The 25,728-nt window shown below is 65.6% G+C and carries 25 protein-coding genes; 16 read left to right on the top strand and 9 right to left on the bottom strand.

Going from position 1 to position 25,728, the window contains the following annotated elements:
- Positions 1 to 7 precede the first annotated feature (7 nt).
- From AC3WLM_RS21510 to AC3WLM_RS21440, 15 genes are read left to right on the top strand one after another with little or no spacing between them, the layout of a single operon-like run.
- On the top strand, positions 8 to 883 hold the full coding sequence (locus tag AC3WLM_RS21510) for a DsbC family protein (RefSeq protein WP_492478730.1): 876 nt from the start codon (positions 8 to 10) through the stop codon (positions 881 to 883).
- A complete protein-coding gene (locus AC3WLM_RS21505) occupies positions 859 to 2,025 on the top strand; it encodes a hypothetical protein (RefSeq protein ID WP_492478729.1) in 1,167 nt (388 codons plus the stop codon). Before AC3WLM_RS21510 ends, AC3WLM_RS21505 begins: the two co-directional genes overlap by 25 nt.
- Positions 2,026 to 2,030: 5 nt before the next feature.
- Positions 2,031 to 4,637 carry a type IV secretion system protein TraC gene (gene traC, locus AC3WLM_RS21500; protein WP_492478728.1) on the top strand — a complete coding sequence of 869 codons (2,607 nt, stop codon included), beginning with the start codon at positions 2,031 to 2,033 and terminating at the stop codon, positions 4,635 to 4,637.
- Positions 4,634 to 4,984 (top strand): hypothetical protein, encoded by a 351-nt coding sequence (locus AC3WLM_RS21495; RefSeq protein ID WP_492478727.1) that lies wholly within the window; start codon positions 4,634 to 4,636, stop codon positions 4,982 to 4,984. The genes traC and AC3WLM_RS21495 overlap by 4 nt, the downstream gene beginning before the upstream one ends.
- The gene (locus tag AC3WLM_RS21490) at positions 4,977 to 5,549 is read left to right on the top strand and encodes a type-F conjugative transfer system protein TrbI (protein ID WP_492478726.1); all 573 of its coding nucleotides are present in this window, start codon (positions 4,977 to 4,979) and stop codon (positions 5,547 to 5,549) included. Before AC3WLM_RS21495 ends, AC3WLM_RS21490 begins: the two co-directional genes overlap by 8 nt.
- Positions 5,550 to 5,589: 40 nt before the next feature.
- The gene (locus AC3WLM_RS21485) at positions 5,590 to 6,063 is read left to right on the top strand and encodes a S26 family signal peptidase (protein WP_492478757.1); all 474 of its coding nucleotides are present in this window, start codon (positions 5,590 to 5,592) and stop codon (positions 6,061 to 6,063) included.
- The gene (traW, locus tag AC3WLM_RS21480; RefSeq protein WP_492478725.1) at positions 6,060 to 6,731 is read left to right on the top strand and encodes a type-F conjugative transfer system protein TraW; all 672 of its coding nucleotides are present in this window, start codon (positions 6,060 to 6,062) and stop codon (positions 6,729 to 6,731) included. The genes AC3WLM_RS21485 and traW overlap by 4 nt, the downstream gene beginning before the upstream one ends.
- Positions 6,728 to 6,994 (top strand): hypothetical protein, encoded by a 267-nt coding sequence (locus AC3WLM_RS21475; protein ID WP_492478724.1) that lies wholly within the window; start codon positions 6,728 to 6,730, stop codon positions 6,992 to 6,994. The genes traW and AC3WLM_RS21475 overlap by 4 nt, the downstream gene beginning before the upstream one ends.
- On the top strand, positions 6,994 to 8,013 hold the full coding sequence (traU, locus tag AC3WLM_RS21470) for a conjugal transfer pilus assembly protein TraU (protein WP_492478756.1): 1,020 nt from the start codon (positions 6,994 to 6,996) through the stop codon (positions 8,011 to 8,013). Before AC3WLM_RS21475 ends, traU begins: the two co-directional genes overlap by 1 nt.
- 8 nt (positions 8,014 to 8,021) lie before the next feature.
- Positions 8,022 to 8,786, top strand: coding sequence for a type-F conjugative transfer system pilin assembly protein TrbC (trbC, locus tag AC3WLM_RS21465; protein ID WP_492478723.1), 765 nt, complete (start codon positions 8,022 to 8,024; stop codon positions 8,784 to 8,786).
- A 1-nt stretch (position 8,787) separates the two neighbouring features.
- Entirely contained in the window at positions 8,788 to 10,914 is a 2,127-nt protein-coding gene (traN, locus tag AC3WLM_RS21460) for a conjugal transfer protein TraN (protein ID WP_492478722.1), read from the top strand.
- The gene (locus AC3WLM_RS21455; RefSeq protein WP_492478721.1) at positions 10,895 to 11,314 is read left to right on the top strand and encodes a hypothetical protein; all 420 of its coding nucleotides are present in this window, start codon (positions 10,895 to 10,897) and stop codon (positions 11,312 to 11,314) included. The genes traN and AC3WLM_RS21455 overlap by 20 nt, the downstream gene beginning before the upstream one ends.
- The gene (locus AC3WLM_RS21450) at positions 11,311 to 12,126 is read left to right on the top strand and encodes a thioredoxin family protein (RefSeq protein ID WP_492478720.1); all 816 of its coding nucleotides are present in this window, start codon (positions 11,311 to 11,313) and stop codon (positions 12,124 to 12,126) included. Before AC3WLM_RS21455 ends, AC3WLM_RS21450 begins: the two co-directional genes overlap by 4 nt.
- Positions 12,126 to 13,565 carry a conjugal transfer protein TraH gene (locus AC3WLM_RS21445; protein ID WP_492478719.1) on the top strand — a complete coding sequence of 480 codons (1,440 nt, stop codon included), beginning with the start codon at positions 12,126 to 12,128 and terminating at the stop codon, positions 13,563 to 13,565. The genes AC3WLM_RS21450 and AC3WLM_RS21445 overlap by 1 nt, the downstream gene beginning before the upstream one ends.
- Before the next feature lie 26 nt (positions 13,566 to 13,591).
- Positions 13,592 to 16,633, top strand: coding sequence for a conjugal transfer protein TraG N-terminal domain-containing protein (locus tag AC3WLM_RS21440; protein ID WP_492478718.1), 3,042 nt, complete (start codon positions 13,592 to 13,594; stop codon positions 16,631 to 16,633).
- 4 nt (positions 16,634 to 16,637) lie between these two features.
- Here AC3WLM_RS21440 and AC3WLM_RS21435 read toward each other — a convergent pair whose 3' ends face one another.
- Together AC3WLM_RS21435 and AC3WLM_RS21430 are read right to left on the bottom strand one after the other, a co-directional pair.
- Positions 16,638 to 16,835, bottom strand: a complete 198-nt coding sequence (locus AC3WLM_RS21435; protein ID WP_492478717.1) for a hypothetical protein — start codon at positions 16,833 to 16,835, stop codon at positions 16,638 to 16,640.
- 130 nt (positions 16,836 to 16,965) lie between these two features.
- Positions 16,966 to 17,589 (bottom strand): FCD domain-containing protein, encoded by a 624-nt coding sequence (locus tag AC3WLM_RS21430; RefSeq protein WP_492478716.1) that lies wholly within the window; start codon positions 17,587 to 17,589, stop codon positions 16,966 to 16,968.
- Between the two features lie 182 nt (positions 17,590 to 17,771).
- Between AC3WLM_RS21430 and AC3WLM_RS21425 the strand changes: the two genes are divergently transcribed.
- A complete protein-coding gene (locus tag AC3WLM_RS21425; protein ID WP_492478715.1) occupies positions 17,772 to 18,590 on the top strand; it encodes a GntR family transcriptional regulator in 819 nt (272 codons plus the stop codon).
- On the opposite strand, the gene AC3WLM_RS21420 is transcribed toward AC3WLM_RS21425, so the two are convergent.
- The 7 genes from AC3WLM_RS21420 to AC3WLM_RS21390 all read right to left on the bottom strand — a co-directional run bounded on the left by AC3WLM_RS21420 (position 18,587) and on the right by AC3WLM_RS21390 (position 25,463).
- The gene (locus AC3WLM_RS21420) at positions 18,587 to 18,775 is read right to left on the bottom strand and encodes a hypothetical protein (protein WP_492478714.1); all 189 of its coding nucleotides are present in this window, start codon (positions 18,773 to 18,775) and stop codon (positions 18,587 to 18,589) included. The two genes, AC3WLM_RS21425 and AC3WLM_RS21420, sit on opposite strands and share 4 nt — an antisense overlap.
- A 243-nt stretch (positions 18,776 to 19,018) precedes the next feature.
- Entirely contained in the window at positions 19,019 to 19,363 is a 345-nt protein-coding gene (locus AC3WLM_RS21415) for a hypothetical protein (RefSeq protein ID WP_492478713.1), read from the bottom strand.
- A 15-nt stretch (positions 19,364 to 19,378) separates the two neighbouring features.
- Positions 19,379 to 19,582 (bottom strand): hypothetical protein, encoded by a 204-nt coding sequence (locus AC3WLM_RS21410; protein ID WP_492478712.1) that lies wholly within the window; start codon positions 19,580 to 19,582, stop codon positions 19,379 to 19,381.
- Positions 19,572 to 19,811: a hypothetical protein gene (locus AC3WLM_RS21405; protein ID WP_492478711.1), complete on the bottom strand. Its 240-nt coding sequence runs from the start codon at positions 19,809 to 19,811 to the stop codon at positions 19,572 to 19,574. The genes AC3WLM_RS21410 and AC3WLM_RS21405 overlap by 11 nt, the downstream gene beginning before the upstream one ends.
- On the bottom strand, positions 19,808 to 22,852 hold the full coding sequence (gene mobF / locus AC3WLM_RS21400) for a MobF family relaxase (protein ID WP_492478710.1): 3,045 nt from the start codon (positions 22,850 to 22,852) through the stop codon (positions 19,808 to 19,810). Before mobF ends, AC3WLM_RS21405 begins: the two co-directional genes overlap by 4 nt.
- A gap of 3 nt (positions 22,853 to 22,855) precedes the next feature.
- Positions 22,856 to 25,186 (bottom strand): type IV secretion system DNA-binding domain-containing protein, encoded by a 2,331-nt coding sequence (locus tag AC3WLM_RS21395; RefSeq protein WP_492478709.1) that lies wholly within the window; start codon positions 25,184 to 25,186, stop codon positions 22,856 to 22,858.
- Positions 25,173 to 25,463: a ribbon-helix-helix protein, CopG family gene (locus AC3WLM_RS21390; protein WP_118076041.1), complete on the bottom strand. Its 291-nt coding sequence runs from the start codon at positions 25,461 to 25,463 to the stop codon at positions 25,173 to 25,175. The genes AC3WLM_RS21395 and AC3WLM_RS21390 overlap by 14 nt, the downstream gene beginning before the upstream one ends.
- Between the last annotated feature and the right edge of the window lie 265 nt (positions 25,464 to 25,728).

The following is a 25,728-nucleotide window of genomic DNA, read 5'->3' as shown; positions in this document are numbered from 1 at the left end:
GGGTGCCATGAAGCTGAAGTCACTGAATTGGGGGCCGATAGCCCTTCGCAAATTGGCGATGCCGCTCGCGGCGATCGCGCTTGGCAGCGGGGGCTCGCTAGTCTGGGCGAACGCCAATGCCAATGCGCCAAACGCCCCGTCGGAAGCCGATCTTGCGGTGACCGCGGCGCTCAAGGAGCGCTTGCCGCGCACGCAAGTTGCCCACGTCAATTGCCAGGTCGTTGACGGGGTCTGCGAGGTCACGGCCGGATCGCAGCTGTTCTACGTCGACAGGACCGCGCGCTATCTTCTGATCGGGCGGGTCTATGACATGCAGACCCGTCAGGACCTGACCGCCGTGCGGCTGCTCGAGGTCAACCCCGACCTCCTGGTTGGCGGGGCTGCGGGCAGCCGGCAGGAAGCCCAGGAAGTCGAGACCCCGCGTCGGGGCGTGAATACGCCCTCGGCGAGCGGTGCCCCCCGGATGATGTCGCTCGCCGCACTGCCCGAGGCGGGCGGCATTGTCTGGGGAGCAAGCTCGGGGCCGACCGTCACCGTCTTCAGCGACTTTCGCTGCGGCTATTGCCGGGCGCTTTCGGGGGTTCTCGAGACCATGAATGTGCGGGTGATCGAGCGGCCGATCTCGGTGCTCGGCAGCCGTGACCTTGCCAACCAGGTGTTCTGCGCGCGCGACCGGCGCAAGGCGGTCAAGGCCGCCTATGCCGGTGCCCCAATTACCGATACGCGGGCCTGCGACACCTCGCCGCTCGATGCCAATGAGCGTTTCGCCCGCGAGCAGGGTCTGGCCGGCACGCCGGTCATCGTGCGCTCGGACGGGGCAGTGATCGAAGGCTTCCGCCCGCGCGAGGTCCTCGAGCAGTGGCTGAAGGGCGCTCGCTCGTGACCGCGCTGACGCCGGGGCAGCTTGCCGGTCTGGGCCGCGCAGTGACACGAAGGTCGCGCGGGCAGGTCTCGCTGCCGCCAGTCGCGATCGAACGGGCCGAGGCTATAGCGCTGTGGCACGAGGTCGCCGCGAGCTTCGCCAATGCCGAGGGCCGGCTTCTTGCCGCGCGGGATCTCGAGCGCTTACGCCGCCGGTCCTGGCAGGTTTCGCACGGGTACGCGGCGCTTGGCGAAGCCAGCCTCAGCTTGGAGGCGGGCCTTGCCTTCTGGCGCCTTGCCTTGCGCCTCGGGAAACTGGCCGAGCAGCGCAAGGCAGGCGGCCTCGCGCGAGCGGCATCGGTCGCTGCGCTCGGTCTCGCCGCAACCCAGCTTGCGGCCTGCACCAGCCTGTTCGGCGGCAACATCAAGGGCAGCTTCGCCTGCAGCGCGCCGAACGGCACCTGCGCGCCCTCGACGGTCATTGACGACCAGGCCCTGTCAGTTATCCAGAACGCCCGGCCGATGACCCCCGCTGGCCCCTATATGCGCTCGCCCACCGCTGCGCGGCCAACAACTGCGGCCTACGTTCCGACCGGAACCGGCCGCATCACGCCGGCGCAAGGCGGCATGGCGCACCGAGAGCGCCGGGTGCTTCGCGTGGTGTTCCCATCGTTCGTCGATGGCGGCGGCAATCTCCATGAGCCGCGGATCGTGCATGCGGTGGTCGATGATGGGGCCTGGATGCAGCTCTCAGGCAGCGAACCCACGGCGATCGACCAGATCGAGGGCCGCACGGCGAGCCTGGCGAGCGCTACTTTCACCCCGCCATCGTCCTTGCCGGATGCAGCAACACTGCCGAGCGACCTGTCGCTCGCACCAGAGGTCAAGCCCGCACCTGCTGGGCCGCCAAGCCCCGAAGCCGTTGCGGCGGCGCGCGCCAAGGGCGCAGCGCTGAAGGCAGGGAGCGCGATCGACGCGATCCGCGCCGAGGTGCAAAGCCGCCTCGCGCAAACCGCAAAGGCCCCCGCTGCTGCGGCACAGATACCGGCTCCTGCAGCCAGAGCAGCGCAGGGCGCGGCTCCGGCCGATGCCCCCAAGCCTGCTGCCGCCGTGACGGGACCGGTCAACGGGCCCGCTGCTTTCCCAGCCAAGGTCGAGGAGTAGGGCCCATGGTTTCGCGCGGGTTCTGGGACCGGTTCCTCGACATGATGTTCGGCGAAAGCGCGCATCCCGAGGCGACACGCCCGGTGCTCGGCGCGCCGATGCTGTCGAACTGGCTGCCCTATCGAAGCTACGACAAGAAAAGCCGGATGTTCATCAACACGGAATCAGTCGGGTTTATCCTCGAACTCGCGCCGATGATGGGGGCGGACGAGCGCAGCGGCGAGATCCTGACCCAGTTCCTCTCCGACGCCGTGCCCTCGGGCTGCGAGATCCAGCTGATCCACTGGCAAAGTCCATCGGTCGGGCAACGCATCGCCGACTGGGTCATGCCACGCATCGTCGCCAAGGGCGTCTATGGCCGAGCGGCTACCCACCGCGCGCGCTGGCTGCGCCGGGCGGCATGGATGTCGATCTCGCGCGATGCGCCCTTCTACCTGCGCAATACCCGCGTGATCCTCTCGGTCGGCGCACGGCTCAGCGGCCCGATCGGCACCGACGCACTCGGCTCAGTCCGCGAAAGCCTGCACGGGACGCTCCAGGCGCTGTCAATCCCGGCGCGCGACGTCGGCCCGGTCGAACTGATCGCCTTCCTCGACGACTTCCTCTGCCCCGCGGTCGACAATGCCGACCGGCCCGAGCACTATTCCGAACTCGATCCGATCAATATCCAGTGCGTGCGCCGCGACCTCGAGACGCAGGTCACCCCCGATCGCATCGTGCTGCAGACCGAACGGTTCCGTGCCACCGGCGAAAGCCAGGACGGCGCGCCGGTGATCGGCGAGGTCGTCCCCGACAAGTTCGACTGGCGCTTCTTCTCGGTCCGCAACCTGCCCAAGCAATGGGCGCCCTGGGACGTCCAGAAGATCATCGGCGACGTCATCAACGACAAGCTGCGCTTCGGCTGCAACGTGATGACCGTGCTTGGCCTCGTCTTCCAGGACGAGGAGGCGGCGAGCTCGCGCGCAGGGCTCAAGGTCATGCGCACGACCAGCCTTGCCGACAGCCGCTCGGCCCGCTTCCTGCCCCAGCTCTCCGAGCAGCGCGACGAGTGGCAGTATGTGCAAGGACAGATGCGCCAGGGCCGCAAGCTCGCGCAAGTCTATTACGGCGTCGGCGCGCTCTCGCCGCTCGGCAAGGGCGACGTCAACGAGCGCATGGTGAAGTCGGTCTACAAGGCCTCTGGCTGGGACCTCATCGACGAGCGCTACCTCCAGGTGATGGGGCTGCTCGCTGCCATGCCGCTCTCGTTCCCCAACGGCCTGTCGGCGGATCTGAAGCGCATGAAGCGCTTCAAGACCATGCTGACGACGACGGCCGCCTCGATCGCGCCGCTGCAGGGCGAGCATACCGGCGGGCACATTCCGCACGTGCTGCTGATCGGGCGGCGCGGCCAGCCCTTCTTCTGGTCGCCGTTCCAGAACGCGGCCGGCAACCACAACGTCGCAGTGTTCGGCAAATCGGGCTCGGGCAAGTCGGTCTTCCTGCAGGACGTCTGCGCGGCGATGTCCGGCGCCGGTGCCAAGGTCATCGTGATCGACGACGGGCGCTCGTTCGAGCACATGGCCAAGGCCTTCGGCGGCGCCTTTGTCGAATTCAAGCTCTCCTCGGGCTTCTCATTGAACCCGTTCGACATGATCGATGGCGAGGCGCTGTCCTCGGACGAGGACGGCGAAGACTACGAGGTCGAATGCCTCGCCATGCTCAAGTCGATCGTCGGGCAGATGGCGCGCCAGCAGGACCGCCTGTCCGATACCGAGCGCGGCCTGATCGATTCCGCGGTGAGCAGCGTCTGGCGCGAAAAGCAGCGTGCCGGCACCATCGACGACGTTGCGGCGGCGCTCCGCGCGCTCCCATCGCCCTTTGCCGGCGATCTCGCCGATGCGATGTCGCCGTTCCTCAAGGGCGGCACATACGGTCGCTTTTTCGAGGGTTCCTGCTCGATCGACCTGTCAGCGGGCCTCACCGTGTTCGAGCTTTCGGACCTTTCTTCGAAGCCCGAGCTGCGCTCCGTCGCGCTCACCGCGCTCATGTTCCTGACCCTGCGGGTCATGCGCGATCTCGACCGTTCGGTGCCCAAGCTGACGATGATCGACGAGGCCTGGCAGCTGCTGGGCGGCGGGCAGATGGGCCAGGCAATCGAGACCTATGCGCGTACCTGCCGCAAATATGGCGGCTCGCTGATCACCGCGACCCAGTCCTTGAACGACTTCTACAAGTCCGAAGGCTCGCTCGCCGCGCTTGAGAACTCCGACTGGTCGATCGTCCTCCAGCAGAAGGAGGAGACGATCAATGATCTCGCCAAGCACCAGCGCTTCGAGATGGACCACTACACCGAGAGCCTGCTGCGCTCGCTGAAGCGCAATGGCACCGAGTATTCCGACGTCCTGATCAAGGGGCCCGAGACCCTCGCGGTCGGCCGGCTCGTGCTCGATCCCTATTCGGCGACGCTCTACTCTTCGAGCCCGCGGGTCTTCTCCGAGATCGAGGAGAGGGTGCGCGCCGGCCTGCCGCTCCCCGATGCGATCGAGCGGGTGGCCTTTCCCGACTTCGTGCCGCCGCAGCCGGGAGCCCCTGACTTTACGGACGGCGAACTTGCCGAGGCGGCGGAATGACCGCGCTCCTCGCCTCGCCCCGCCGACCCATGCGGCTCGCCGATGCCTGCTACCATGGCCTGCGCTTGGCCGGTTGGCTCGCGGTCACCCTGGCCTGCGTCGCCGCGCTGTGGCTGTTGTTCTTCGCTGCGCTCGGCAATTTCAGCTTTGTCGGGACCGTGCTCCAACTCGAGAATTTCGCCTCGCGCTATGTCGCCGCGAGCGCGGAGCGCCAGGACCGCTTCTCCCATTTTTTCTGGCTGACCAGCGCCGGGCTCTTCGTCGCGGTCGGCTTCTTTCGCCGCCACTCGCTGCTCACGCGCGATGCCGCGCCAACCTCAGATCCCAGGGAGAACCATCATGGCTAGAAGCCCCCGCATGTCCGCAAGCACGGGCGCCGGCCCGCTGTTCGAGGCCGAGGTGAGCACGGCCCGCCCCGCGCCCCGCGCCCGGATCGGACTCGTCCCCGTGGCCATGGTCGGCGCGCTGGTTGCCGCAGGGCTGTGGGGCGCCTGGGTCACCAAGAACGTACTCGGGGCAGGGGACCGGCCGGCCATCGCCAAGGTCCAGCTTTCAGGCATTGTCGGCGAATATGTCCAGGCTCAGGCTCGTTCGGCCACACCGCCCGAGCAGGTCACCACCGAGACCCGCGCGTTCATGGGCGAGGTCCAGAAGAACCTCGAGCGCCGCGGAGCCTCGGGCCAGATCGTGCTGGTGGGCGAGGCCGTGCTCGCCGGCAATGTCCCCGACATCACCGCCGAGGTCCGCCGCGAAGTCTATGCCAAGGTCAAGATGCCGCAGCCTGCAGCAGCGTCGGCCGGCGATGTCATGGGCGCGATGCGCGCGGCGATGAACGGGCAGGGGGCCCCGCAAGCAGCCGCCCTGATGCCGGGCGCTGCCTTTGGAGGACAGGGCAGTGCTCTCGCCAACTGAGCCTCTCACTCAGCGCTTCTCGCACGGTCGGCGCTGGCTGGTGATCGGCGCGCTTGCCGCGACGCTGGCGGCCAGCTCCTCGCTGGCGAGCTGGCGCGACGATCACGCGATCCTCATCAACACCACCCAATCGCTCCCCAATTGGGCCTTCTGGATCGACAAGCACCGCGCGCCCATGCGCGGGGATTTCGTGGTGTTTGCCCCGCCGCAGACCCCGCTCATCACCGTGCATTTCGGGAAGATCTCGCCGCCCTTTGCCAAGCGCGTCTACGGCATGCCGGGCGACGTGGTCACCCGCGAGAACGACGTGGTGCGGATCAACGGCGCCGAGGTCGCACGGCTAAAGCCGGTGAGTTCGCGCGGCGAGAGGCTGGAGCCGGGCCCCACGGGCCGCATCCCCGAGCACTGCTACTATGTCGGGACCGAGCACAAGGACGGGCTCGATAGCCGCTACGCCGACATCGGCTTCGTTTGTGCAGGGCGGATCATCGGCACCGGGGACGCGGTGCTGTGAGCCGGTTGGCCCTTCTGTCCGCCACGGGCGGTGCCGCGCTGCTGATAGGCTGGCCGCTGATCTCGGCGGTGAGGGCCGCCGACTATGGGCAAATGGGCCAGACTTTCCCGATCATCGAGGCCGATCTGCTCACGACGATCGAGACCAGGCTCAGGACGCTGGAAGCAAACGGTGGGATCGAGCGGCTGCAGCGCGAGATGCAGGAGCAAGCCGTGGCGAGCGTGCGGCGGCCCAAGCGGGTCGATGGCATGACCCCGGCGACTACCAGGCGCGAGTGGCTGTTCGATCCCTCGATCGTGACCGAGGACGATATCGTCGACGCCAAGGGCAATCTAATCGCCGCGCGCGGCACCCGGGTCAATCCGCTCGACATGGTCCAGCTGCGCCAGGCGCTGGTGTTCGTCGACGGTGACAATGCGGCTGAGCTGCAATGGGCGCTGCGGACCTGGAGCGACACGGCGGCCAAGATCATCTTCGTTTCCGGCTCGCCCTTCGATGCGATGAAGCCGTGGCAGCGCCGCTTTTACTTCGACCAGGGCGGCATGCTGACGAGCAAGTTCGGGATCCGCCACACCCCTGCGGTGGTGAGCGCAGCCGGCTCGAGCCTCAAGATCAGCGAGGTACCGTTGCCGCACCAACCGGCGACGCCAAGCGGCAAGACATCATGACCCACCCGCTCATCACCTTCCTCAAGACCCCGATGGCGGCCCCAGAGACGCGAACGTTGCGGTGCATGCGCAGGCTCTGGATGGCGCTGTGCTGGTCGCTCGCGCTTGCCGTGCTGCTGCTCCCGCTGCTGAAGGTAATGCTGGGGCCGTGGGCTGGGCTTCCCGCACTGCTGCTCTTGGCTGCGGCGATGCTCCACGGTCTCGTCTATTCCCGCGCCAAGGCACGCGCGGACGATGCCTTTGGGCGGGAGGCGCGGCCATGATGCGCGTACCCGCGAGATTCATGGCGCTGCTCGGCGCGCTCGCGCTTGCCTTTGCCGGAACCAGTCCGGCCCGGGCCGACACCGTCACCTGCCACGGCAAGTTCATCAATCCGATCACCGATGTGTGCTGGTCGTGTCTGTTCCCGCTCTCGATCGGCGGGCTCTCGATCTGGAAGGGCTCGCGCCCCGATCCGAAGAACCCGTCGTTTCCCTTGTGCGCCTGCGGCTCGCCGATCCCGCGCATCGGCATCTCGGTGGGCTTCTGGGAGCCGGTGCGCCTCGTCGATGTCACCAACAAGGCGTGGTGCTTTCCCAACCTCGGCGGAATCCGGCTCAACCCCGGGTTCGACATCGGGCACGGCCACGTCCAGGGGCGCAGCCAGATCGGCGGCAAGACCCAGAATTCGTCGCAGTGGCAGTCGCACTACTACGTCTATCCTCTGCTCTACTGGATGGAGATCCTGACCGATTTCCTCTGCTTCGAGCAGACCACCTTCGACGTCGCCTATGTGACCGAGATCGATCCGCTGTGGCAGGATTCCGCGCTGACCTCGATCATCAACCCCGAGGTCGCGCTCTTTGCCAACGGAATCGCCACCGCGGCCTGCGCGGCTGACTGCGTCGCGGCGACCGCGAAGCTGCCTATCGACCAGATGTTCTGGTGCGCAGGCTGCAACGGCGGAATGTATCCCTTGAACGGCCACGTCTCGGCCCACGTCACCCCGATCCAGGCCTCGCGGCTCGTCGCCGAGCGCATGCTCTACAAGATGCACCGCGAGGCGCTGGCCTGGGGCACGATGGGATCCAAGGCGCTGTGCCACAAGTACCTGATGCCGGTGATGCGCAAGCAGCAATACCGGCTGCAGATGACCAATCCGATCTCGATGGTGAAGGGCCGCTACGCCTGCGCGCCGGTGGGCGCTGCCACCATCATTCCCCAGACCGGCAAAGGCTACCCCGTCAAGGGCGAGGACTTTGGCTACCTCGTCTGGCGCAAGCGCAACTGCTGCATGCTGTGAGAACGCCCATGACCTTCGCGCGGCTCCCGCCCAAATCCCGCCTCTTCGGACTTGCCGGTTTCCTCGCCCTGACCGCGGTCTCGGCCGCGCTTGCCCAAACCATCGACGGCCTCGACCTGAAAGCCGTGAAAGCGCGCGGCACCGAAGCGACGAGCGATGCCCAGACCCTGGTCGATGCCGTCGCCGGCAAGGGCGAGGCGCACCGCGGCGAAGCCGAGCAGCTACGCGAGGAAGGCCTTGCCGCGGTCGGCCGCATCGATCCGGCCGATCTTCCCAAGGGGCCGGGCGGCGCGGTCGATTTCGACGAACTCCTGAGCGGGGCGGCCGCCAATAGCAAAACCCCGATGGGCGAAGGGCCGATGTTCATCGTCTTTGCCAGCCTGTCGATGCCCGAAGCATCGCTTACCCGCCTGATCGCCGAGACCACGAGGGCCGGCGGGGTCGTGGTGTTCCGCGGCTTTCCGGACGGGAGCACCAAGGCCTTTGCTGATGGGCTCAAGCGGGTGGTGACCAACGAGGGCGAGGAAGCTCACATCGCCATCGACCCGCGCCTGTTCCGCGCCTTCAAGGTCAGCGCCGCCCCGACCTTCGTTGCCGCGGGCCGCGAATACGAGCTCTGCGACGGGCTCGACTGCACCAGCGCGACCCCCGATCACGACCGCATCACCGGCAATGTCACGGTCGAGTACGCCCTCGAGACCTTCGCCGGCGGGCGCGGTCCCGGGTCCGGCGTTGCGCGCGTCGCGCTCGCCCAACTGGCCAAGGGCCAGTGAGATGGGTGGCCGCCGCTTCACCAACCAACGGCGAACAGCAGCCTTCCTGGCTCTGGCGCTGCTCGCGCCGGGCTCAGCGAGCGCGCAGGTGTACATTCCGCCGCCCGACGACCTCATCGAGCCGCAGCCTGCATTGCCGCCCGCGACCGACCCCGGCGTGCCTTCTCCAGCCCCGCCGCCACCTTCCGCGCCGGCCACCATGACCTGGGACGAGGCGAAGGCGCAGGCGCGAGAGCTCGGATCGAGCGTTCGCGGCGCCAACCAGGGGATCACCGATGCCCCGGGCGCGGCCGGGCAGATTCCGGGCTACCAGGCCAACTATCCCGGGCTCACCCAGTATTATGACAACCCCGGCAACATGTATGCCGATGGGGCGGCGGCAGGCTACAACAACGATGCCTACCGCACCGCCAATTCCACGACGCGGCCGACCGTCGATGTGAAGCGCAGCGACCTCGCGCGCGCCAACACAGTGACCGAGGACCCCAACGCGTACTTGACTGGCATGAGCGCCGACGGCTCGACCGGAAACTGCGTGCCGCTGCCCCCTGGTTCCGGCGGAACGAACATGGCCGAGTGGACCTGCAACGTCGGTTCAACCGTCGTCGAACAGCCCAAGACCTGCACCCGCAGTCTCTCGGTCTCGGCGTGGAACGAGACGCTCTACCAGTACCTCTGCGTCATCGCCCCTGGCTTTTCGGGCTGCGCCGCGCTCGAGGGGAGCAGCCTCTGCCGCAAGACCGGGACTTACCCGGTGCCGCAGTACAATCTCACCGTCGACTATTACGACTGCGACGCGGCTGTCACCGATCCCAACGTCTATCTCATGGGCACGGTGGCCAAGCCGCCACCGGCCAATGCCTTCCAGGTCGTCAGCAACGTCTACCGCTGCAACAACGAAGGGATCACTGACGCGCTGACCTTCGATCCGGTGACCGGCTTCCCGCTGCAATATGTGACGGGGCTCCAGCAATGCGGCTCACTCGCAACCGAGCCCAGCTGCACCCGGACGACGGCCAGCGCCGCAGGTCTGGCCGAGCGGCAGCTGTGCAAGACCTGGGACTTTGTCGGCGATCCCTTCGGCGGCGGGGGCTATCTGTACTGCACCGAGCCGGCGGCTCCCGAAGACGTCTATGCCTGCAGTGCCAATGTCGCCGGGATTGTGCCCGAAAGCTCGGTCTCAATGTGGTTCACCGAAACCTGGACCGACAATGCCTGTTCTCTCGATCTTGGCACCTGCACGCTCGCCAGCGAGACCTGCACCGCGCCGGGCGAAACCCGGCTGATCGACGGCGTGCCGGTAACCCGGCCGTGCTGGGAGAGCACAAAGACCTATCAATGCCAAACCGTGATTGGCGGCGGCAACGACTGCGGCAAGCTCGATGCGACCCCCGGCTGCACATTCGACCACGAGACCTGTCTCGACGATCCGCCAAGCACCGATGGCTCCTGCAAGGTTGCCGAACGGGTCTACAAGTGCCCGATCCCGGGGAGCGAGACGCAGCCGGCACAGTACATCTGCGGCGGCGACGTCTACTGCGTAAACGGCGACTGCGAGCCCATCGTGCGCGAAGCCTCCGATGAATTCAAGGATGCGGTCGTGGCGCTGAACGCGCTCGGCCAGGCCAATGCCGAATTCGACGAAAGCACGCTCACCCTGTTCAAGGGCACCGCCGAAAGCTGCGCGCATAAGGTCTTCGGCCTCGCCAATTGCTGCTCGGGCAAGGGCGTGCCGCTCCTGACCCCGCTCTTGTGCAGCCCGTCCGAAGTCCTGCTCGACCAGAAGGACGATGCCGGGCTCTGCCACAAGATCGGGACCTACTGTTCGTCGAGCTTCCTCGGCATCTGCCTCACCAAGCGCGACGTCTATTGCTGCTTCCAATCGAAGATCAGCCGGATCCTTCAGGAGCAGGGGCGACCGCAGATCGGAAAAACCTGGGGTACGCCAAAAAAGCCCCTCTGCGATGGCTTCACCATCTTCGAGTTCCAGCAGCTCGACCTCTCGGTGATGGACTTCCGTGAGATCTACGCGGAGTTCGTCGATGCGGCGAAGCTCCCCGACGAGGCCGCCACCCTCATCGAGATCCAGGCAAAGATCGAGGCCTACTATGCCGCCCACAAGCCGTGACAATGCGTGCCTCCCATCGGGCCCGCGAGAGGGCAACGTCACCTATGGCGACTTTGGCGGCGCATTCGGGGTGCTTCGCGACATCTCGCTGCTCGAGTTCTGCCTCGGCAAGGCGCTTTCGCGCTGCTCGCCGCTCGGGCCGGGCGAACTGGCCGGAGAGCTGGCCCACTGGTTCGAATCGTCGGTCCGGGTCAGCGCGCTGCAAGCGCCGCTCAAGAGCCTGGCTGACCGGGGCTGGGCTGCGCTGGGCACCGAAGGCTGGAGCCTGCTCGACAGGGGGCATGGCGAGCTCAGCCACTTCGACCGCGCACTCACGCGAATGTTCGGCGTCGACAACCTGGTGGGCGAACTCGCGATGCTCATGAAATTGATCAAGGTCTTGGAGAGGAGCGGATCATGAACCACCGCCGCATTACCGCCCTGTGCCTGGGCGTCAGCCTGACGCTTACCGGCACTGCCCCGCTGCACGCTGCCAATGAGGACGGTGTCGAAGTCCGCCAGTCGGAAGACGCGCTTTATTGCAAGGAGCGCAAGCTCGGGACGTGGTTCTACTGCGAGAAGCCGAGGGAAGAGCCGCGCAAGGCTGCGACGGCCGCGCAGCCTCCCGCGCGCGAGCGACTTGCCGCGATCGGCACCCAGCTGGAGGAACTGAAGGCGCGCGCGATCCTCGAACCCAGTCCCGAGAACGTCACCGCCTATGTGCGCTTCCAGCGCGAACAGCTCGACCGCTCCTCGATGTTTGCCGACGTGTGGCAGCGCGCGCTGTGGCAGGATCCGGGCCTCGACTACACACTCCAGCGGCCGGTTTCGACGCTCGGCAAGCGGGCCTGGCTCGATGAACGCAAGACCGACCGCGACCGGGTCATGACTAATCTTTCGCAGCGCTATGGGGTTTTCTATTTCTTCTCGTCGAGTTGCGGCGCCTGCGACATCTTCTCGCCGATCCTGAAAGCGGTCAGCGACAAGTTCGGCCTTGCCGTCCTCGCGGTCTCGATGGACGGCGGCCCCTCGGCGACCTTCCCCGGCTACATGGTCGACAGCGGCCAGTACGAGAAGCTTGGGCTAGGGACCGAGCGGCAGGTGCCGGCGCTGGTTCTGTTCGATAGCGTCACCAAGCAGCCGATGCCGATCGGCTACGGCATCTTGAGCCAGGACGAGATCATGGACCGGGTATTCCAGCTGACACAGGTCCAGCCCGGGAGCGATTACTGATGCGCCCGCGGCTCAACCAGGTCTCGCGCCGTGCGCTTGGCACCGTGCTCGGCGCGGCCGTCCTGCTGGCTTCCCCATCCCCCGCGATGGCCGGGGTCGAGGGCGAGATGCAGAACTTCATGTCGGACATGGGTGCTCAGGCCAATGTCACGGGGCCCAGCGCCTACCAGGGCCAGTCGGCGGGCTACTACTCGGGCGGAGCTGTCTGGTCGCGCTTTCCGCAGAAAAACATCCAACCCTTCAATATCCAATTGCCCCACGCCCGCGCTGGCTGCGGCGGCATCGACCTCTTTGCCGGCTCGTTCTCGTTCATCAACACCGCCGAGCTCGTCGCCATGCTCAAGGCGACCGCCAACAATGCGCTTGGCTTCGCCTTCAAACTCGCGATCGACACGATCTCGCCCGAGATCGGCAAGGTCATGGATGAGCTTGCCCAGAAAGTTCAGCAGATGAACCAGATGAACATCTCGTCGTGCGAGACGGCGCAGGCGCTGGTCGGCGGGCTGTGGCCCAAGACCGACACCGCCTCGTCGGTGATCTGCGAGGCGATCGCCAACAGCCAGGGTGCGGTCGCCGACTGGGCCCGTGCGCGCCAGCAATGCAACAACGGCGGCCAGCGCGAGGCGCTCAAAGCTGCCAATTCCGACCCGGACATGAAGGAACAGGCCGGGATGCCCAACAATTACACCTGGGAGGCTCTCGGCAAGAAGTATGGCGGGTTCGACACCCAGTTCCGCGAGTTCCTGATGACGCTCGTCGGCACGGTGATCTACGATCCGCAAGGCTCGGGCGGAAAGCCGCGGGTGCAGTTCATCGGTCCGGCCGATCCGGCGCTGATCAGCGCCATGCTCGATGGCACTTCGCAGGCCCCGCACAAGTACTGGAGCTGCGGCGGAGACACCACCAAGTGCATGGCGCCCGCCGAGACCGACATGGTGATCGGTCCCAACGCGGCGATCAAGGCGCGGGTACGCACCCTGATCGAAAGCATGGCCTTGAAGGTGCGCGATCCCGGCGCTTCGCTGACCCCGGCCGAGGTCCAGTTGCTCGGTATGGCGAGCGTGCCGGTCTACAAGATCATCACGGTAAGCGCCGCGGCCGAGTTCGGCATCTCCGCGCAGGAGATCAACGACCTCTCCGAAATCGTCGCGGTCGATCTCGTCACCACCATGACCATGCGCTTCATCGACATGGCCGTGAACGCGCGCTCGGACTTCAACGGAGCGGACGCGGATAGCTTACGAGAATGGCGTGAAGGTCTGTACGAGACCCGGCGCAACTTCTTGGGACTCGCGGCGCATACCTCGCAGCGCTTCGACCAGACCTTCGCGCTGATCCAGCGCACGCAGATGCTGGAGAAGACCCTGCGCACGCAGCTCTCCCCGCAAATGTCGGCGGCGCTGCGCTTCTCGCGCACCCTCAATCAACAGGTCCAGTAGGCCCGCGAAGAAGGAAGGCATCTCTCATGCTCGAGGTCTTCACGGTTGGGGGCGGCGACTACCTCGTCAACACCTTCAATGCGATCGCCGCCTGGACCGGTTCGGGCGGGTTCAAGGCGCTGATCCGCGTCGTCATGGTGATGGGGCTGATCTACGCGCTGCTCGTCACCGCCATGGACCTCGACTGGCGGGCCTGGTTCCGGTGGTTCATCCAGTCGACGCTGATCTATCTCGTGCTGATGGTCCCGACCGTGACCGTGAAGGTCACCGACCGCGTCAATCCGGATCTCGCCCCCGCGACGATTGACAACGTACCGATCGGCCTTGCCGCGATGGCCTCGTTCACCAGCCAGGTCAGTGACTACCTGACCCGCACCGCCGAGACCGTCTTCGTCATGCCCGCAGCGCTCAATTACTCGAATGGCGGGTTCGTCTACGGCGCGCGGATGTGGGACAAGATTCGCGGCTTCGAGATCCGCGATCCGGTGTTCAAGGCGAATGTCGACGGCTATCTCAAGCAATGCGCCTATTATGACATCCTGCTCGGCACCAAGAGCTTGAAGCTGCTCAGCGAAGCGCCGGACCTCTGGGCCGAGCTCGGGGTCAATGCCGCGACCAACCGGGGGATGAAGTACCTCACCGACACCGGCGCTGGCACCGTCGACATCGAAGGCAAGACCTGTGCCGAGGCCTGGACGCTGATCAACAATCAGTGGGACGCGCAATTGGGCGCCTACGCGCTGCCCTTTGCCCACACCATGTATCCCAAGCTTACCGAGGCCGCCGCCGGGGCCAAGCTCGCCGCCGACGTGCCCGTGGTCTCGCAGCTCCTGACCGGGACGGCGATGACCCGGAACCAGTTCTTCAAGCAGAAGAGCATGGTCGATGCCTTCGAGGCGGCCCAGCTCGACTTCGGTAATGCCGACGCGGATTCCTTCGCGCTGCAGCGCGCGGACACCCAAACCCGCAATGCGATGACGACCGCGGCCGAGCAGGGCCTGATCTGGATCCCGGTGCTCGGCGTGGTGCTGACGGTGGTGTTCTACGCGCTGTTCCCCATCGTCTTTCCGCTGCTGCTCTTCCCGCGTACCGGGATCGCAACGCTCAAGGGCTATTTCTCGGGCTTCTTCTACCTCTCGGCCTGGGGACCGATCTACGTCCTCATCCACTCGTTCATCATGGACCGGCTTGCCAGCCAGACCAACGCGGTTGCTGCCGGCAGTGTGAACCTCGCAAACTGGGCGGGGATCGATGCGGTCAATCAGGACATCGCCACCATGGCGGGGTTCCTGATGATGTCGGTGCCGGTGCTGGCGCTGATGGTGATGCGCGGCACCATGTCGGTTGCGAACAACCTCGGCTCGATGCTCGCCCCGGTCCAGGCGGGCTCTGACGCGGCCGCGCTCGAACGGACCACCGGCAACTATGCCTATGGCGATGTCAGCTACGGCAATCTCAATGCCGACAACCGGCAGATGTCGCAGTGGAACACGGCGCCGAACCTGCTTGCAGGCAGCGCACACTCGGGATTCCGCGAAGCCGATGGCCGCATGTTCAACGAATATGGATCGGGCCACAGCGTGATCGACACCAATGCCGCGATCTCGCAGCTGCCGTTCAAACCGACCATGACGCGCGGGTACGCCTCGGACCTGCGCTCGCAGGGCCAGTGGTACATGAACGAGGCCGACAAGATCGAGAACGGCACCTCGACGAGCTGGACCAGTTCGAAGGGCAGGTTCGGCAGCGCTGTCACCGCGACCAGCGACGTATCGGGCTCGCGCCGCGAGAACGGCTCGCGGGCCTCGGACACGCACAATGTCGGGGGCAACGTGGTGGTCGAAGGTGCCTCGGGCAGTTCGACCCGCGAGGTCACCAATAACGACCTAATTTTGCGGGAGGGGAACAGCAGAAGCTCCGGCGACTTTGCAAGCCGCACATTCGGATCTTCCGCCAGCCTGACAGGATCCGGCACAATCGGAACACCTGGGAAGGATATCGCAGGAAGTGGAGCATCGGCCACTCTCCAAGGCTCCCTTTACGGACGCAAGGAGTGGGGAGACGACGCTCGTGCTGGATCGGAGCGGTCGGCAACGAACCAGACCACCCGTGGGACCGACAAGTCGGACGAGACCAGCAACCGCGTGGTTGTCAGCGGCTCGAGCGGCGATCTTCAGTCGTCGGGCACCTACAACCAGAGCTCGGACTACGCCGACCATTCTCGCTCGCGGACCAGCACCGATGGAACCGACTGGCGCACCTCGGAAGCCGAAGAACGACGGGCTGCCGCCGCACGCTACCGCGAGATCGGCAGCCGGATGATGTCGGAGGCAAGTTATGCCGAAAGCCATGGCTTCCAGATCTCGAGCGACATGTCGAACCTCATCCAGGATCGCTACGAGACGCTGCAACGCGAGCATCCTGAATGGCACTTGCCGGACCTGTCCAACCCGCGGCTCGAATACCGCGACGTCTCGCGCCGCGACCAGGCCATCGCCTATATCATGGACGACCTGATGGGCGATCTTCGGGCACACCGGATCAACGAACTCAGCGATGTCGCTGGGATTGCCGGGACAGGGGCACTGGGCTCTAACGGCGACCTCGGCATGCCGGGCACGCCGCACCTGCCGTCAGGGACGGTTGCCACTGCGCTTGTGCCGTCACCGCTCGAAGGGGGAACACTCATGGCAGTTCCTGATGGACCGGTCGACGGGGCAACCCTCGCCAAGGATCTTGGCATCAAGGTCAAACCCGGCGCGCGTCTCGGTCACATGGACGGCGCGCTGGTGCCGGCGATGGGGGTAGTCGCTGAAGAAGCGCGCTCCCTTGGCCTGCCCACCCCAGTGGTGACCTCGGGCAATGACAGCACCCAGCACAAGACCGGGTCGGCCCACTACGACGATCGCGCGCTCGATTTTCGCGGGAACAACATCTCGAACGAGCAGGGTGAGCAATGGGCAGCCAAGGTCCAGAGTCGTCTCGGAAGCGCCTATGCCGTCGACTTCGAGCGGTTCCCGGACGATCCTGCCAGGGATCACCTCCATGTTGCGAAGCGCCGGAGCTAGAGGTTCACCCGAAAATGTTGGACTGCCAAATGAAGATGGCCACGAACAGGGTCATCATGATGGCGAGGAACGGTCGCAAATGCGGGATACCTCTCGCATCCGCCTTAACGTAGCGGGGAAGTTGAATACCCGTGACAGGATCGCAGTCTGCGCCGCGACACGAGATCGGCATTCCATCGAGTCCGTAGCGATCATGGTCCATCGAGGGTCTCCTCGCCCTGACCATGATTACCCCGAACGGACTGTCTTTTCAATCATGTGCCAGGAACAATTGGAGCCCCCGCACCACGACTGCACCCTCTCTTCTTTCACAGCGCGTCAAGCGCTGGAGGTCAGGAAGCGCCGGCGGGATAGCTCTCGATCCGCGCTTCCCCGGCTCGCCGGATCTGGGATGCAGCTTCCTCGAAATGGAACGCCACCGCGTCGCGTGCCCGCAGCGTGTCGCCGGCCTTCATGTAGGCAACGAGGCGCTCGTGCTCGGTCAGTGAGCTGCGCGCTTCCTCAAGCTGGAAATAGTTCGCCCCTGCGATCCACACCGCAGGCGGGATCGCCTTGGAATAGGCGGCCAGTGCTGCCCGATTGCCGCTGATCCGCACCAGTTCAAGGTGCCACTGGTAGTCGATGTAGGCTCCGGCGAGGAGGTTACCCGGGTCGCGGTCATCCATGCCGCGCAGCACGCTGTTCAGCCGCTCGAGATGGGTGAAGTCTGCGCGGCCTGCATTACCTGCAACCTGCGCAGCGGCCATGGCCTGGATCGCACCGGCAAGATCGAGGTGCTCGACGATCCGCTCGATCGTCCAGTCGTTGATCGAGTAGCGGCCGTGATCGCGGGTAAGGAGGGCGAGGTCGACGAGTTCCCGCGCAAAATGCTCGGCGCTGTCAGGCGTCAGGGTGCTGAGCCCCGGGATATCCGATGGACTATCGAAACGGCGACGTTTGTGGGGCTCGCGAAGCACAGCAAAGAGGTTCTGCGCCGGACACGCAATTGTTAGTACACCGTCCAGTTTCGTCTGGGTTCCCAAGGCTTCGAACTACTCCCTCATCGCAAAAACGGGATAATCGGAAGCGGCAGGATTCGGAAATCAAATCGGTCCTGTGCTATGGAAGGGCAAATTATGCGGCGGGCAAGAACTCGCCCATGGGGGCTCGTCACTTGGCCAAGGCGCATTCTCTTGCCGAACTCATGTTCCTCGAAATCAGGTTCGGGGTGCTCTCGGCGCGCTATCTGCCGGGCCAGACCATTCCCAAGGGCGAACTGGGCGAACTTTACGAATGCCGTCCTGCTGGGGTCGCCGAAGTCCTCAACGCACTGGCCTTCGAAGGCTACCTGATGCGCCTGTCCCGCAGCGAGTTCGTGGTGCGCGCATGGGCAGCCGAAGAGGTCGAGGATCTTTTCGAGATGCGCGCCAACCTTGAGGGGCTTGCCGCTTCCCGGGCGGCGACGCGCGCCAGCGCGGCCGAGATCTCGCTGTTGGGGGCGCTCGCTGCCGAGGCTTGCGAGGCAGCGCCCGACAGCCCCGAAGACCTCGAGCGCGTCATTCACGAGAACCTGCGCTTCCATATCGAGGTCATGCGCATGTCGCGCATCCCGCAGGTCGCGGAGATGGCACGGATGGCGCTGCCTAACGCGCTTCACCGCCGGATCGCCTGGTCGCAGCGCGCCGAGGATGCCGAGCAGTCGTTCCGGATGCACCAGAAGATCGCGGCCGCCATCGCCGAGCGTTCGGCCTCGATGGCGCGCCTGTTGATGCGCGAAGACATCTACTCGGCGCGCGAGGCGGTGCTGGCCGCGATCGCAGCGATGGGATCGCATGAGGGCGAAGTAGCCGCCATCGTCCGCCTGGCGCCAACTCTGGAAATAGACGGGCGCTTCTACGGGCAAGGAACGCGCGAGGTCGGCGCGGACGGCCGGCTTGTCCCGTTCGGCGTTCCCGCGCGGAGCTTGGGACAGGGTTAGGTTTTCAGCGCGGCAGGAGGGTCGTCTGCAAACAATCGCGAGCGGTCTGCTTCGAGTTGCTGAAGCACCGTCATCATTAGATTGGCGGCCTGAAGCAGCCCAGCGGCATTCAGAACACCCAGAAAATCGTTGCCGTCGGAGACGATCAAGTCGAGCGTACTCCGATCGATCAGAAGTCGCTGCATACGCATCAAAGCCGCCCCCGAAGCCAAGAGAGCAAACGATTGTTGAATAAAGACATTCTGTCAATATTGCGGGAAGTTAAATCTGCCGAGATATCTCTATTTTGGAGCGAGTTAGGTAGGCGCCCTTAAAGGCTGATGCCGCAACTGCGATAGCACCGCGGATCGTCTCATTCACAATTGCAGAAAACTTGTCAGGCCGACGCGGTCCGGTGGGAGGTGGCCCGGACCGCGCCGACGTTCCGGTCAGGCGTAGATGGCCTGCTCGACGCAGTGAATGCAGTCGACCTGGCGCTCTTCGCTGGCGGAATGACGATGGGTGGGCGCCGTCTTCTCCGGGCAGTCCGAACAGAGGCCATTGGCGTCGTGCTGGGCACGAGCGGCCGCATCTTTGAGCGCTTGCTTGCGCGCCTCGAGCGCTTCGCGCAGGCGGGCGAAGGTTGCTCTGGTCAGTTCAGGGGTGGCCCGGCTCTCGACCTGGCTCTGGATCAAGGTTGCCGCCGCGGGCGCTCCGGGAGCGGGTTCGGCGGCGAGGGCAGGGGTGGCGGCCGCCGCAAACAGCGGGGCGAGCAGATAGGCATATCGTTTCATGCGTAGTCTCCTTGTTCAGAAAAAGCCGGTCCGGCGGCCGTATGAGAGGTCGCCGCGCGACGAGTCCCCGAGCGCTGACCGGCGCACGCTCAGGGTGACGCCCCGCCTTCCGCGGGCGCGGAAGTGGAGATCCTGGGGATCGATGTTGTTGCGTTCCGCCCAGTCCTGGGCGTCGCGCTCGCTGGGAAAGTCGCCGACTTCCTCGTGTTCATAGGCCATGATCGCTCTCCATCGTTTCGGACTGGGGTTCGGATGGGGGTGCGGTCGGCGCGAGGAACGCGACGGCCGCCGCGGCAAGGGCGACGGCGACCATCGCCAGGATGGCCAGGCCTCGCGCCGCAGGCTCGGGCAGAACAAAGGCGAGGACGGTCAACCAGACGAGCGTGGAATATGCGCGGTCGAACACCCGGGCGGCGGCAGCGGGGGCGAGGGCGGGCAGGGACCTCACAGGTCGAGACCCAGCGACTTTTCGGGCACGGGGAGTTGCCTCACCGGAGCTTCGGGTGCCGGCCCCAATACCGCGTCGAGCTTCGCCTTGAGCTCGGGGCTCATCTTGAGTTCCGGTACCTGGCGCGCATCGACCGGATTGTGGTGCCGGGGTTCGACCTGGACCTTGCCGGTCACCTCGAGCGCCGATGTCTTGTTCCCCGGCGTCCGGTCGAGCTGCTGTTTGAGGCCCTCGAGATTGTTGGTGACGACCATCATGTCGTCGGTCGCGCGGGTGTTGAGCACATTCTGCGTGCGCTGGGTCGCCAAATTGCGCTGCGACGAGGAAATAACCTCGATCGCCTCCGGTTTCGTCATGCCCTGCGCCATATGGGCATTGAGCGCATAGCCGAGGTCGAGCCGGCGCAGCATCGGATCGCCCGGCGCGAGCACCAGTTGCCGCTTGTCGGCAAGCTCGACCCGCACGGCTTCGGGCCGGGCCTCGAGCACTGTCGCGTAGGTCGACTTGGCGATATCGCGGGACCCATCCTTGTCGCGCCAGAACACGGTCTCGCCGTCATGGACCTTCAGCTGCTTCTGCTCGTAGAGCCCGATCCGGTCGAAGCGATGATCGGGGTCTAACCGGTCAGGGTCTATGACCTTGCGCCGCCCCCCGGCCTCGAGCACGACTTTGCCATCCTTGCGGATCTCGCGGACCTCGTACTCCCCGCGCTTCAGCCCCAGTTCGCGCACGTCCATCCGCGCGTCGAACACCTGGCCCAACCGGTAGGTCGAGGCAAAGCGCAGCTCCTCGCGCGTGGTGTTGGCGCTCTGCAGGGTGGTGAGCGTGAGACCCGGCCCGGTAAGTGCGCCCTCCTTGAGCAGCCCCGCCTGAACCCGGGCATTGATCTCGGCGCGGTCATCGCGCCCGGCCGTGAAGATCGCGGTCGCCTCGCGCTTGTCGGGACTAAGCGACAGCCACAGCTCGGCGGCGCGGGCGACGTGGTCGGGCCCGGCCTCGATCACCCGTCCGTGGGCGGCAAGTAGGTCGAGCGCGAGGCTGGCATGGCCTTCGTTCGAGAGCCCGGCGACGGCCAGCAGCAGGGGCGAGCTCTTCTGGCGGATGTTCTCGTCCATCCGCACGGTTGCTTGCCCCGCGGCCTGGCTGACGGCAAACATCTTGCCCTGTTCGATCGCCGACAATTGCTGGCGGTCTCCCATGAACGGCGCCTTGGCGAGATCGAGCTGCTCGGCGAGCGCGGTCAGCCGCAGCATGTCGCGCGAGGAGACCATCGAGCTTTCGTCGGTGATGATGACAGTGTTGGCGAGCGCCGCCCTGGCGGCCTCGAAGCGCTCGCCCGATCCCGCAGCCGCACCCCCGCCATAGGTGCTGAGGAACTTGGCGATCGTGTAGGCCTCGATCCCTGCCTCGCGCATCTGCTCGGCCGACATGCCCTGGCCGCCCCCGCCGCGCAGGTCGGCAACCATCTTGTTCTGGAAGGCAAGCCCGACGAGCTTGACGCCTTCATCACCCAGGACCTTGCCCAGCGCGCCGAGCAGCGTCGATTTGCCCGCACCCGCGACGCCCTGGACATTGAGAAAGCGATCGGCGCCCGAGAGGATCGCGACGCCTGCGGCCAATTGGCCTTCGTTGAGCTGCCAGGTATCGACCCCGGCACGCGCCTGACCGAGTTCACGCGCCGCGTCCTGCAGTCGCGCCATGGCCTGCTCGGGCGGCATGAACGCGCGGCCCTTTCCGGCCCCGGCATCGATCCGGTCCAGAATCTGTTGTTCCATGGCGAGCGCCGCCGGGGTCGTCACCAGATCGAAGTGGCCATCGAGCCGGTCAGTCTTGCCCGGGATCAGGTGGCCATCGCGGATGAGCTCGCCGATCCGCTCCACGACGGCACCGCCTTCGAGACCCTTGATCTGGAAACCCAAAGCAGCACTGAGGATCGCCTGCGGCGAGAACGCCGCCTCGCGCTCGGACAAGTGGCGGATGGCCGACGCCGCCGCGTGCTGCGCCTTGATCGTTCCCGCGGGAAGGAACAGAGCGGCCGCGCCGCTCACCGCCAGCGGGCTTGGCGTGCGCAGCGCAGCGCCGATCCAAGTCGAGACTTCACCGAGCGCTGCGGTTGCCGTTTCGCGGAAGGTCGGGCGCGCCTGCACCTCGGAACGCGCTCTGGCCTCGGCGATGAGCGCCTTGCCATCGAACCCCAGTACCGCAGAGCGATCCTGCCAAGTCTGGACGAGTGCCGCGCGGTCCTCGACCGTCAGTTTGGGATCGCGGGTGTTGACCGTCACCCGGTCCTGCCCCTGCGGCGATGCAATGCCGAGTTCCTCGACCTTGGTCAGGATGTCCTCGCGGCGCTGGCTGAACTCCTTGATGACCTCGCTCGGCACACCCTTGATCTCGAACGAGCCATGCTTGCCCGCCGCCTCGGTTTCGTAGCCGAGCTTCTGCAACTGGGCGCGGAAGGCGGCATGGTAGAACTGGCCGATCGTCGTGTTGTTTTTCCAGATCTCGCCGTTCCACAGCGCCTTCCAGGTGCCCTTGGGATCGCGGGTGAGGTTGGCGACGACGGCGTGGATGTGGCCCTGCGGATCGAGCGCGCGGCTCGTGTCGTGGGCGAACAGCGCATAGAGGAGAATGCCGGTCTTTTGCGGCTCGCCGCTGCGCGAGCGATCGTAATTGCGGCTCTCGGCAAATTGCTTTTCGACGAGCTGCGTCATGGTCGATTTGACGGCGGCGAGGTGCGCATCGAGGATCCGCGTGTCGCCGCCCACCAGCGCCAGGATTGAGGCGGACTTCGGCATCGAGAAGGTAAGGTCGAGACCCAGGCGCCGGCTCTCGACCTGACCCACCATCTCCCCGTCGGGCAAGCGCCCATTCAAGATCGCTTCGAACTGATCGCGTTCGACCTGACCCTCAAGTCCCAGTGCGCGCGCACCCTCGCCGCCCCAGACCCCGGCTTCCGCGTGTTCATCGGCCGTGTAGTAGTTGTCGTTCGCGAAATAGTCGGCTGCGCCGCTCGACGACCTGACGGAGGCGATGGAGTGCATGGGCTACAGCTCCGGTCCGTCATCGAGGTCGGGCCCATCCATTTCCGCGCCCCGGGACACATCTTTCCCCCGTCCGTCCGCGGCCTCGCGGTCGATCGCTTCGGCAAGCTCGCGCGCAGCCTGCGTGGCCCGCTGGGCGGGGAGCTTCAGGGCGGCGCTGCGAGGGGCTTTGGATGCGGTTTCGGGCTCGTTGGCGCGCGCAGCTGACGCGCTCTTCACGATCTCGGCGCTGGCGATCATCGATCGGCCAAGGCTGGATTGCGGCGCTGCCGTCGGCTCGGCTTGCGCGGCAGCGAAGTTCAATTCTTCCTGTCGGGGAGCGGGCTGCGGCTTTGCCGGTTCGTCGTCGATCGCGGGTGCAGGGGCGAGTTCAATTTCATCTTTGTTTTCGCGTCCGCCGGCTTCGGTTTCGGCGTCATCATCGGCATCGCGTGCGAACTCGATCGGCTCGACATGCGCGCGCAGGACATAGCCGTCGGCAACCTTGGGATAGTCCTTGTAGGTGAGCTTGATCCGGGCGGCATCGAAGCCTTCCGGGAACACCAGGAAGCCGCGCAGCGAGGGCAGTTTCATGATGTCATCGGGCAGCACCAGCGGCTGCACTTCGGAGCGTGGGGTGATCGTCGCCGCGTCGCGGATGTTGGAATAGCCGTAGCTGTAGGCCTCATCCATCATCCTGACTTCACGGTGGCCGATGTAGTCCGAGCAGTGCTCGGCGGTGTCGCGGTCGGCTGCGGCGAGGACGAGCTTGGTCCGCGCGAGCGAGGCGAGGTTCTGCGCGCCTTCCTTGCCGTAGGTCTCGGCCAGTTTGGCGAAGGAATGGATGCCGAGCACGAAGGCGCCGCCGAAGCCGCGCGCGGTCTGCAGGCCGTCCTCGATCGCCGGCAGGCGGTGCAGGGCATGGACCTCGTCGAAGAAGAACCAGGTGCGAAGATCGCGGGTGCGCGGCAGGCGCATCAGGGTGTGGACCGCAAGGTTCATCCACAGCGACAGCAGCGCCCGGTTGAGCACCAGTTCGTTGTGCGAGGAGGTGATGAACAGGATCGAGCCGGGCTTGTTCCCGGCCCGGATCCAGTCGGAGATCGAGAAGCGCTCCTTGCCTTCGGGAAGGAAGCGCAGTGCCTGTGCGTTGGTGTTGAAGACGGCGCGAATGGATTCCGCCATCTTGGCGGCTTCGGGCGCGGTCAGCGGGTCGGCGACAGTATGCTCGAGAAGTTTGTGAACCTCTTTGAGATCGGCCATCATCAGGCGGCTCGCGAGCGCCTGGTTGGTCGCCTCGCCAAGCTTGATCAGCTTGATGCAAGTCTCGACGAACAGCGTTCGCGCAGCCAGCATCCAGAACGGCTCGGCGCCTCCGCCATCGGCAGGCAGTAGAGCAGCGGCGATGCCGGTGAAATCGGCGTGGTTCGTCGCCTCAGCGAACACCGACCAGGATGGGCAGCGCTCGTCCATCGGGTTGAGGATGGTGTCGGTCTGCGGGTTGTAGAACGCCTCGACATAGGCCCCGGTGAGGTCGAACACGACGGCCCGATCGCGCCGCGCGCGCATCTGCGCAATGAGCGCGCGCATCTGGGTCGTCTTGCCCGTCCCGGTCGAGCCAATCATGATCGTGTGGGCCTGTTCGGTGCGCCAGGGGAAGGGCACCCCCGCGATCGAATAGACGTGATGGATGCCCGCCTCCTTGCGCGTCGCGAGGCTCATTTTCATGACCTCGTCGAAGCTCTTGCCGGGGAGGCGCTCGGCGATCTCTTCGCCGAGCATGTCGCGGTTATGAGCGTTGATGACATCGGCGAGTTCGGCGGCATCGACCAGCATGGCGCCGCGCTGGTGCCGCTCCTCGAGGATCGACTTTCCGCGCCGCTTGGAGAAGTCGACGAACCACACCGCGATCGGCACGGCGACGAAGAGCGAGATAAACAGCGAGCCCCAGATTGCCCGCATCAACTTGTTCCAGGCGACGACGACATCGGGGTGCGAGGCGACCATGCCAACAGGAGCCCGGACGACTTCGCCGGAAGGGAGGGTGAGGTTGAGAATCTTGGCGTGCGAGAACTCCATGAAGGTCCATCCAGCGGCGTAGATCCGCATCAGGATCATCTGGATCTCTTGGCTCTCGAGCAGCAGCGCGAGGACGATCGAAAGCGCGATGCAGAAGGTGAAGAACCACACCATCAGCGGCATCTTTGCGGAGGCGAACCACATCATGAATTCGTGGGTGATGAGTTGTGAGCCGCGGGTGAAATCGCCGGCATTGCGCGGCATGTTCCCGCGCGCGGAATGGTGCTGCAGCTTGCCCGGCCGCGCCCGGTCCGACCAGGTGTCAGGACGGCGCACAGAGCGCCTCCATCCGGCGTTCGGCTTCGGTGATCAGCGCGGTATGGGCATCGGGGTACTGGCGCTGCACGATGAGGTCAGCGACCAGGAACAGATACTCGGCCGAGAACTGCCGGCGGCGGTCCGCCTCGCTGGTGCCGGACATGACGCCCAGGAACTGCTCGAGCGCGATTCGCAAGAGGTTCGATCGGGAGACGTTTTGCGCGGTTGCGGCGGCCTGCGCCGCATCGGCCAGCGGCTGTGGAAGCCGGAGGGTAATCAGAACTGTTTCAGTCATCACCACGCCCTTCGAAAGGGCCTGGCGGAGATTGCGCGACAACAGTTTTAGGCCATCGGCGGGCCCTTGGCAAGAAAGCGGTTGGGGACCAAATGGCGTATTACATTGTAATACCGATGAAATCGCGGAATTCCGGGACTTTACCGGCAGGATACAGCAATGTAATACGATGTATTACCAAAGACCCACTCTGTACACACACGCATTTCCGCCATTTTCCGTACGGCCCTGCCGTGTAGGGTGTGCATTTCTTCCCCTCAATCCG

The organism is Novosphingobium sp. FW305-C-30-35 (assembly GCF_058783135.1).
This window is presented reverse-complemented; position numbering and strand designations above follow the sequence as displayed.

What these genes read in the sequence shown, in the direction of transcription:
- AC3WLM_RS21510 (WP_492478730.1), top strand. Translation starts at nt 8, where the DNA reads ATGAAGCTGAAGTCACTGAATTGGGGGCCGATAGCCCTTCGCAAATTG.
- traC (WP_492478728.1), top strand. Translation starts at nt 2,031, where the DNA reads ATGGTTTCGCGCGGGTTCTGGGACCGGTTCCTCGACATGATGTTCGGC.
- AC3WLM_RS21495 (WP_492478727.1), top strand. Translation starts at nt 4,634, where the DNA reads ATGACCGCGCTCCTCGCCTCGCCCCGCCGACCCATGCGGCTCGCCGAT.
- AC3WLM_RS21490 (WP_492478726.1), top strand. Translation starts at nt 4,977, where the DNA reads ATGGCTAGAAGCCCCCGCATGTCCGCAAGCACGGGCGCCGGCCCGCTG.
- AC3WLM_RS21475 (WP_492478724.1), top strand. Translation starts at nt 6,728, where the DNA reads ATGACCCACCCGCTCATCACCTTCCTCAAGACCCCGATGGCGGCCCCA.
- traU (WP_492478756.1), top strand. Translation starts at nt 6,994, where the DNA reads ATGCGCGTACCCGCGAGATTCATGGCGCTGCTCGGCGCGCTCGCGCTT.
- trbC (WP_492478723.1), top strand. Translation starts at nt 8,022, where the DNA reads ATGACCTTCGCGCGGCTCCCGCCCAAATCCCGCCTCTTCGGACTTGCC.
- traN (WP_492478722.1), top strand. Translation starts at nt 8,788, where the DNA reads ATGGGTGGCCGCCGCTTCACCAACCAACGGCGAACAGCAGCCTTCCTG.
- AC3WLM_RS21455 (WP_492478721.1), top strand. Translation starts at nt 10,895, where the DNA reads ATGCCGCCCACAAGCCGTGACAATGCGTGCCTCCCATCGGGCCCGCGA.
- AC3WLM_RS21450 (WP_492478720.1), top strand. Translation starts at nt 11,311, where the DNA reads ATGAACCACCGCCGCATTACCGCCCTGTGCCTGGGCGTCAGCCTGACG.
- AC3WLM_RS21445 (WP_492478719.1), top strand. Translation starts at nt 12,126, where the DNA reads ATGCGCCCGCGGCTCAACCAGGTCTCGCGCCGTGCGCTTGGCACCGTG.
- AC3WLM_RS21440 (WP_492478718.1), top strand. Translation starts at nt 13,592, where the DNA reads ATGCTCGAGGTCTTCACGGTTGGGGGCGGCGACTACCTCGTCAACACC.
- AC3WLM_RS21435 (WP_492478717.1), bottom strand. Translation starts at nt 16,835, where the DNA reads ATGGACCATGATCGCTACGGACTCGATGGAATGCCGATCTCGTGTCGC.
- AC3WLM_RS21425 (WP_492478715.1), top strand. Translation starts at nt 17,772, where the DNA reads ATGGGGGCTCGTCACTTGGCCAAGGCGCATTCTCTTGCCGAACTCATG.
- AC3WLM_RS21420 (WP_492478714.1), bottom strand. Translation starts at nt 18,775, where the DNA reads ATGCAGCGACTTCTGATCGATCGGAGTACGCTCGACTTGATCGTCTCC.
- AC3WLM_RS21415 (WP_492478713.1), bottom strand. Translation starts at nt 19,363, where the DNA reads ATGAAACGATATGCCTATCTGCTCGCCCCGCTGTTTGCGGCGGCCGCC.
- AC3WLM_RS21410 (WP_492478712.1), bottom strand. Translation starts at nt 19,582, where the DNA reads ATGGCCTATGAACACGAGGAAGTCGGCGACTTTCCCAGCGAGCGCGAC.
- mobF (WP_492478710.1), bottom strand. Translation starts at nt 22,852, where the DNA reads ATGCACTCCATCGCCTCCGTCAGGTCGTCGAGCGGCGCAGCCGACTAT.
- AC3WLM_RS21390 (WP_118076041.1), bottom strand. Translation starts at nt 25,463, where the DNA reads ATGACTGAAACAGTTCTGATTACCCTCCGGCTTCCACAGCCGCTGGCC.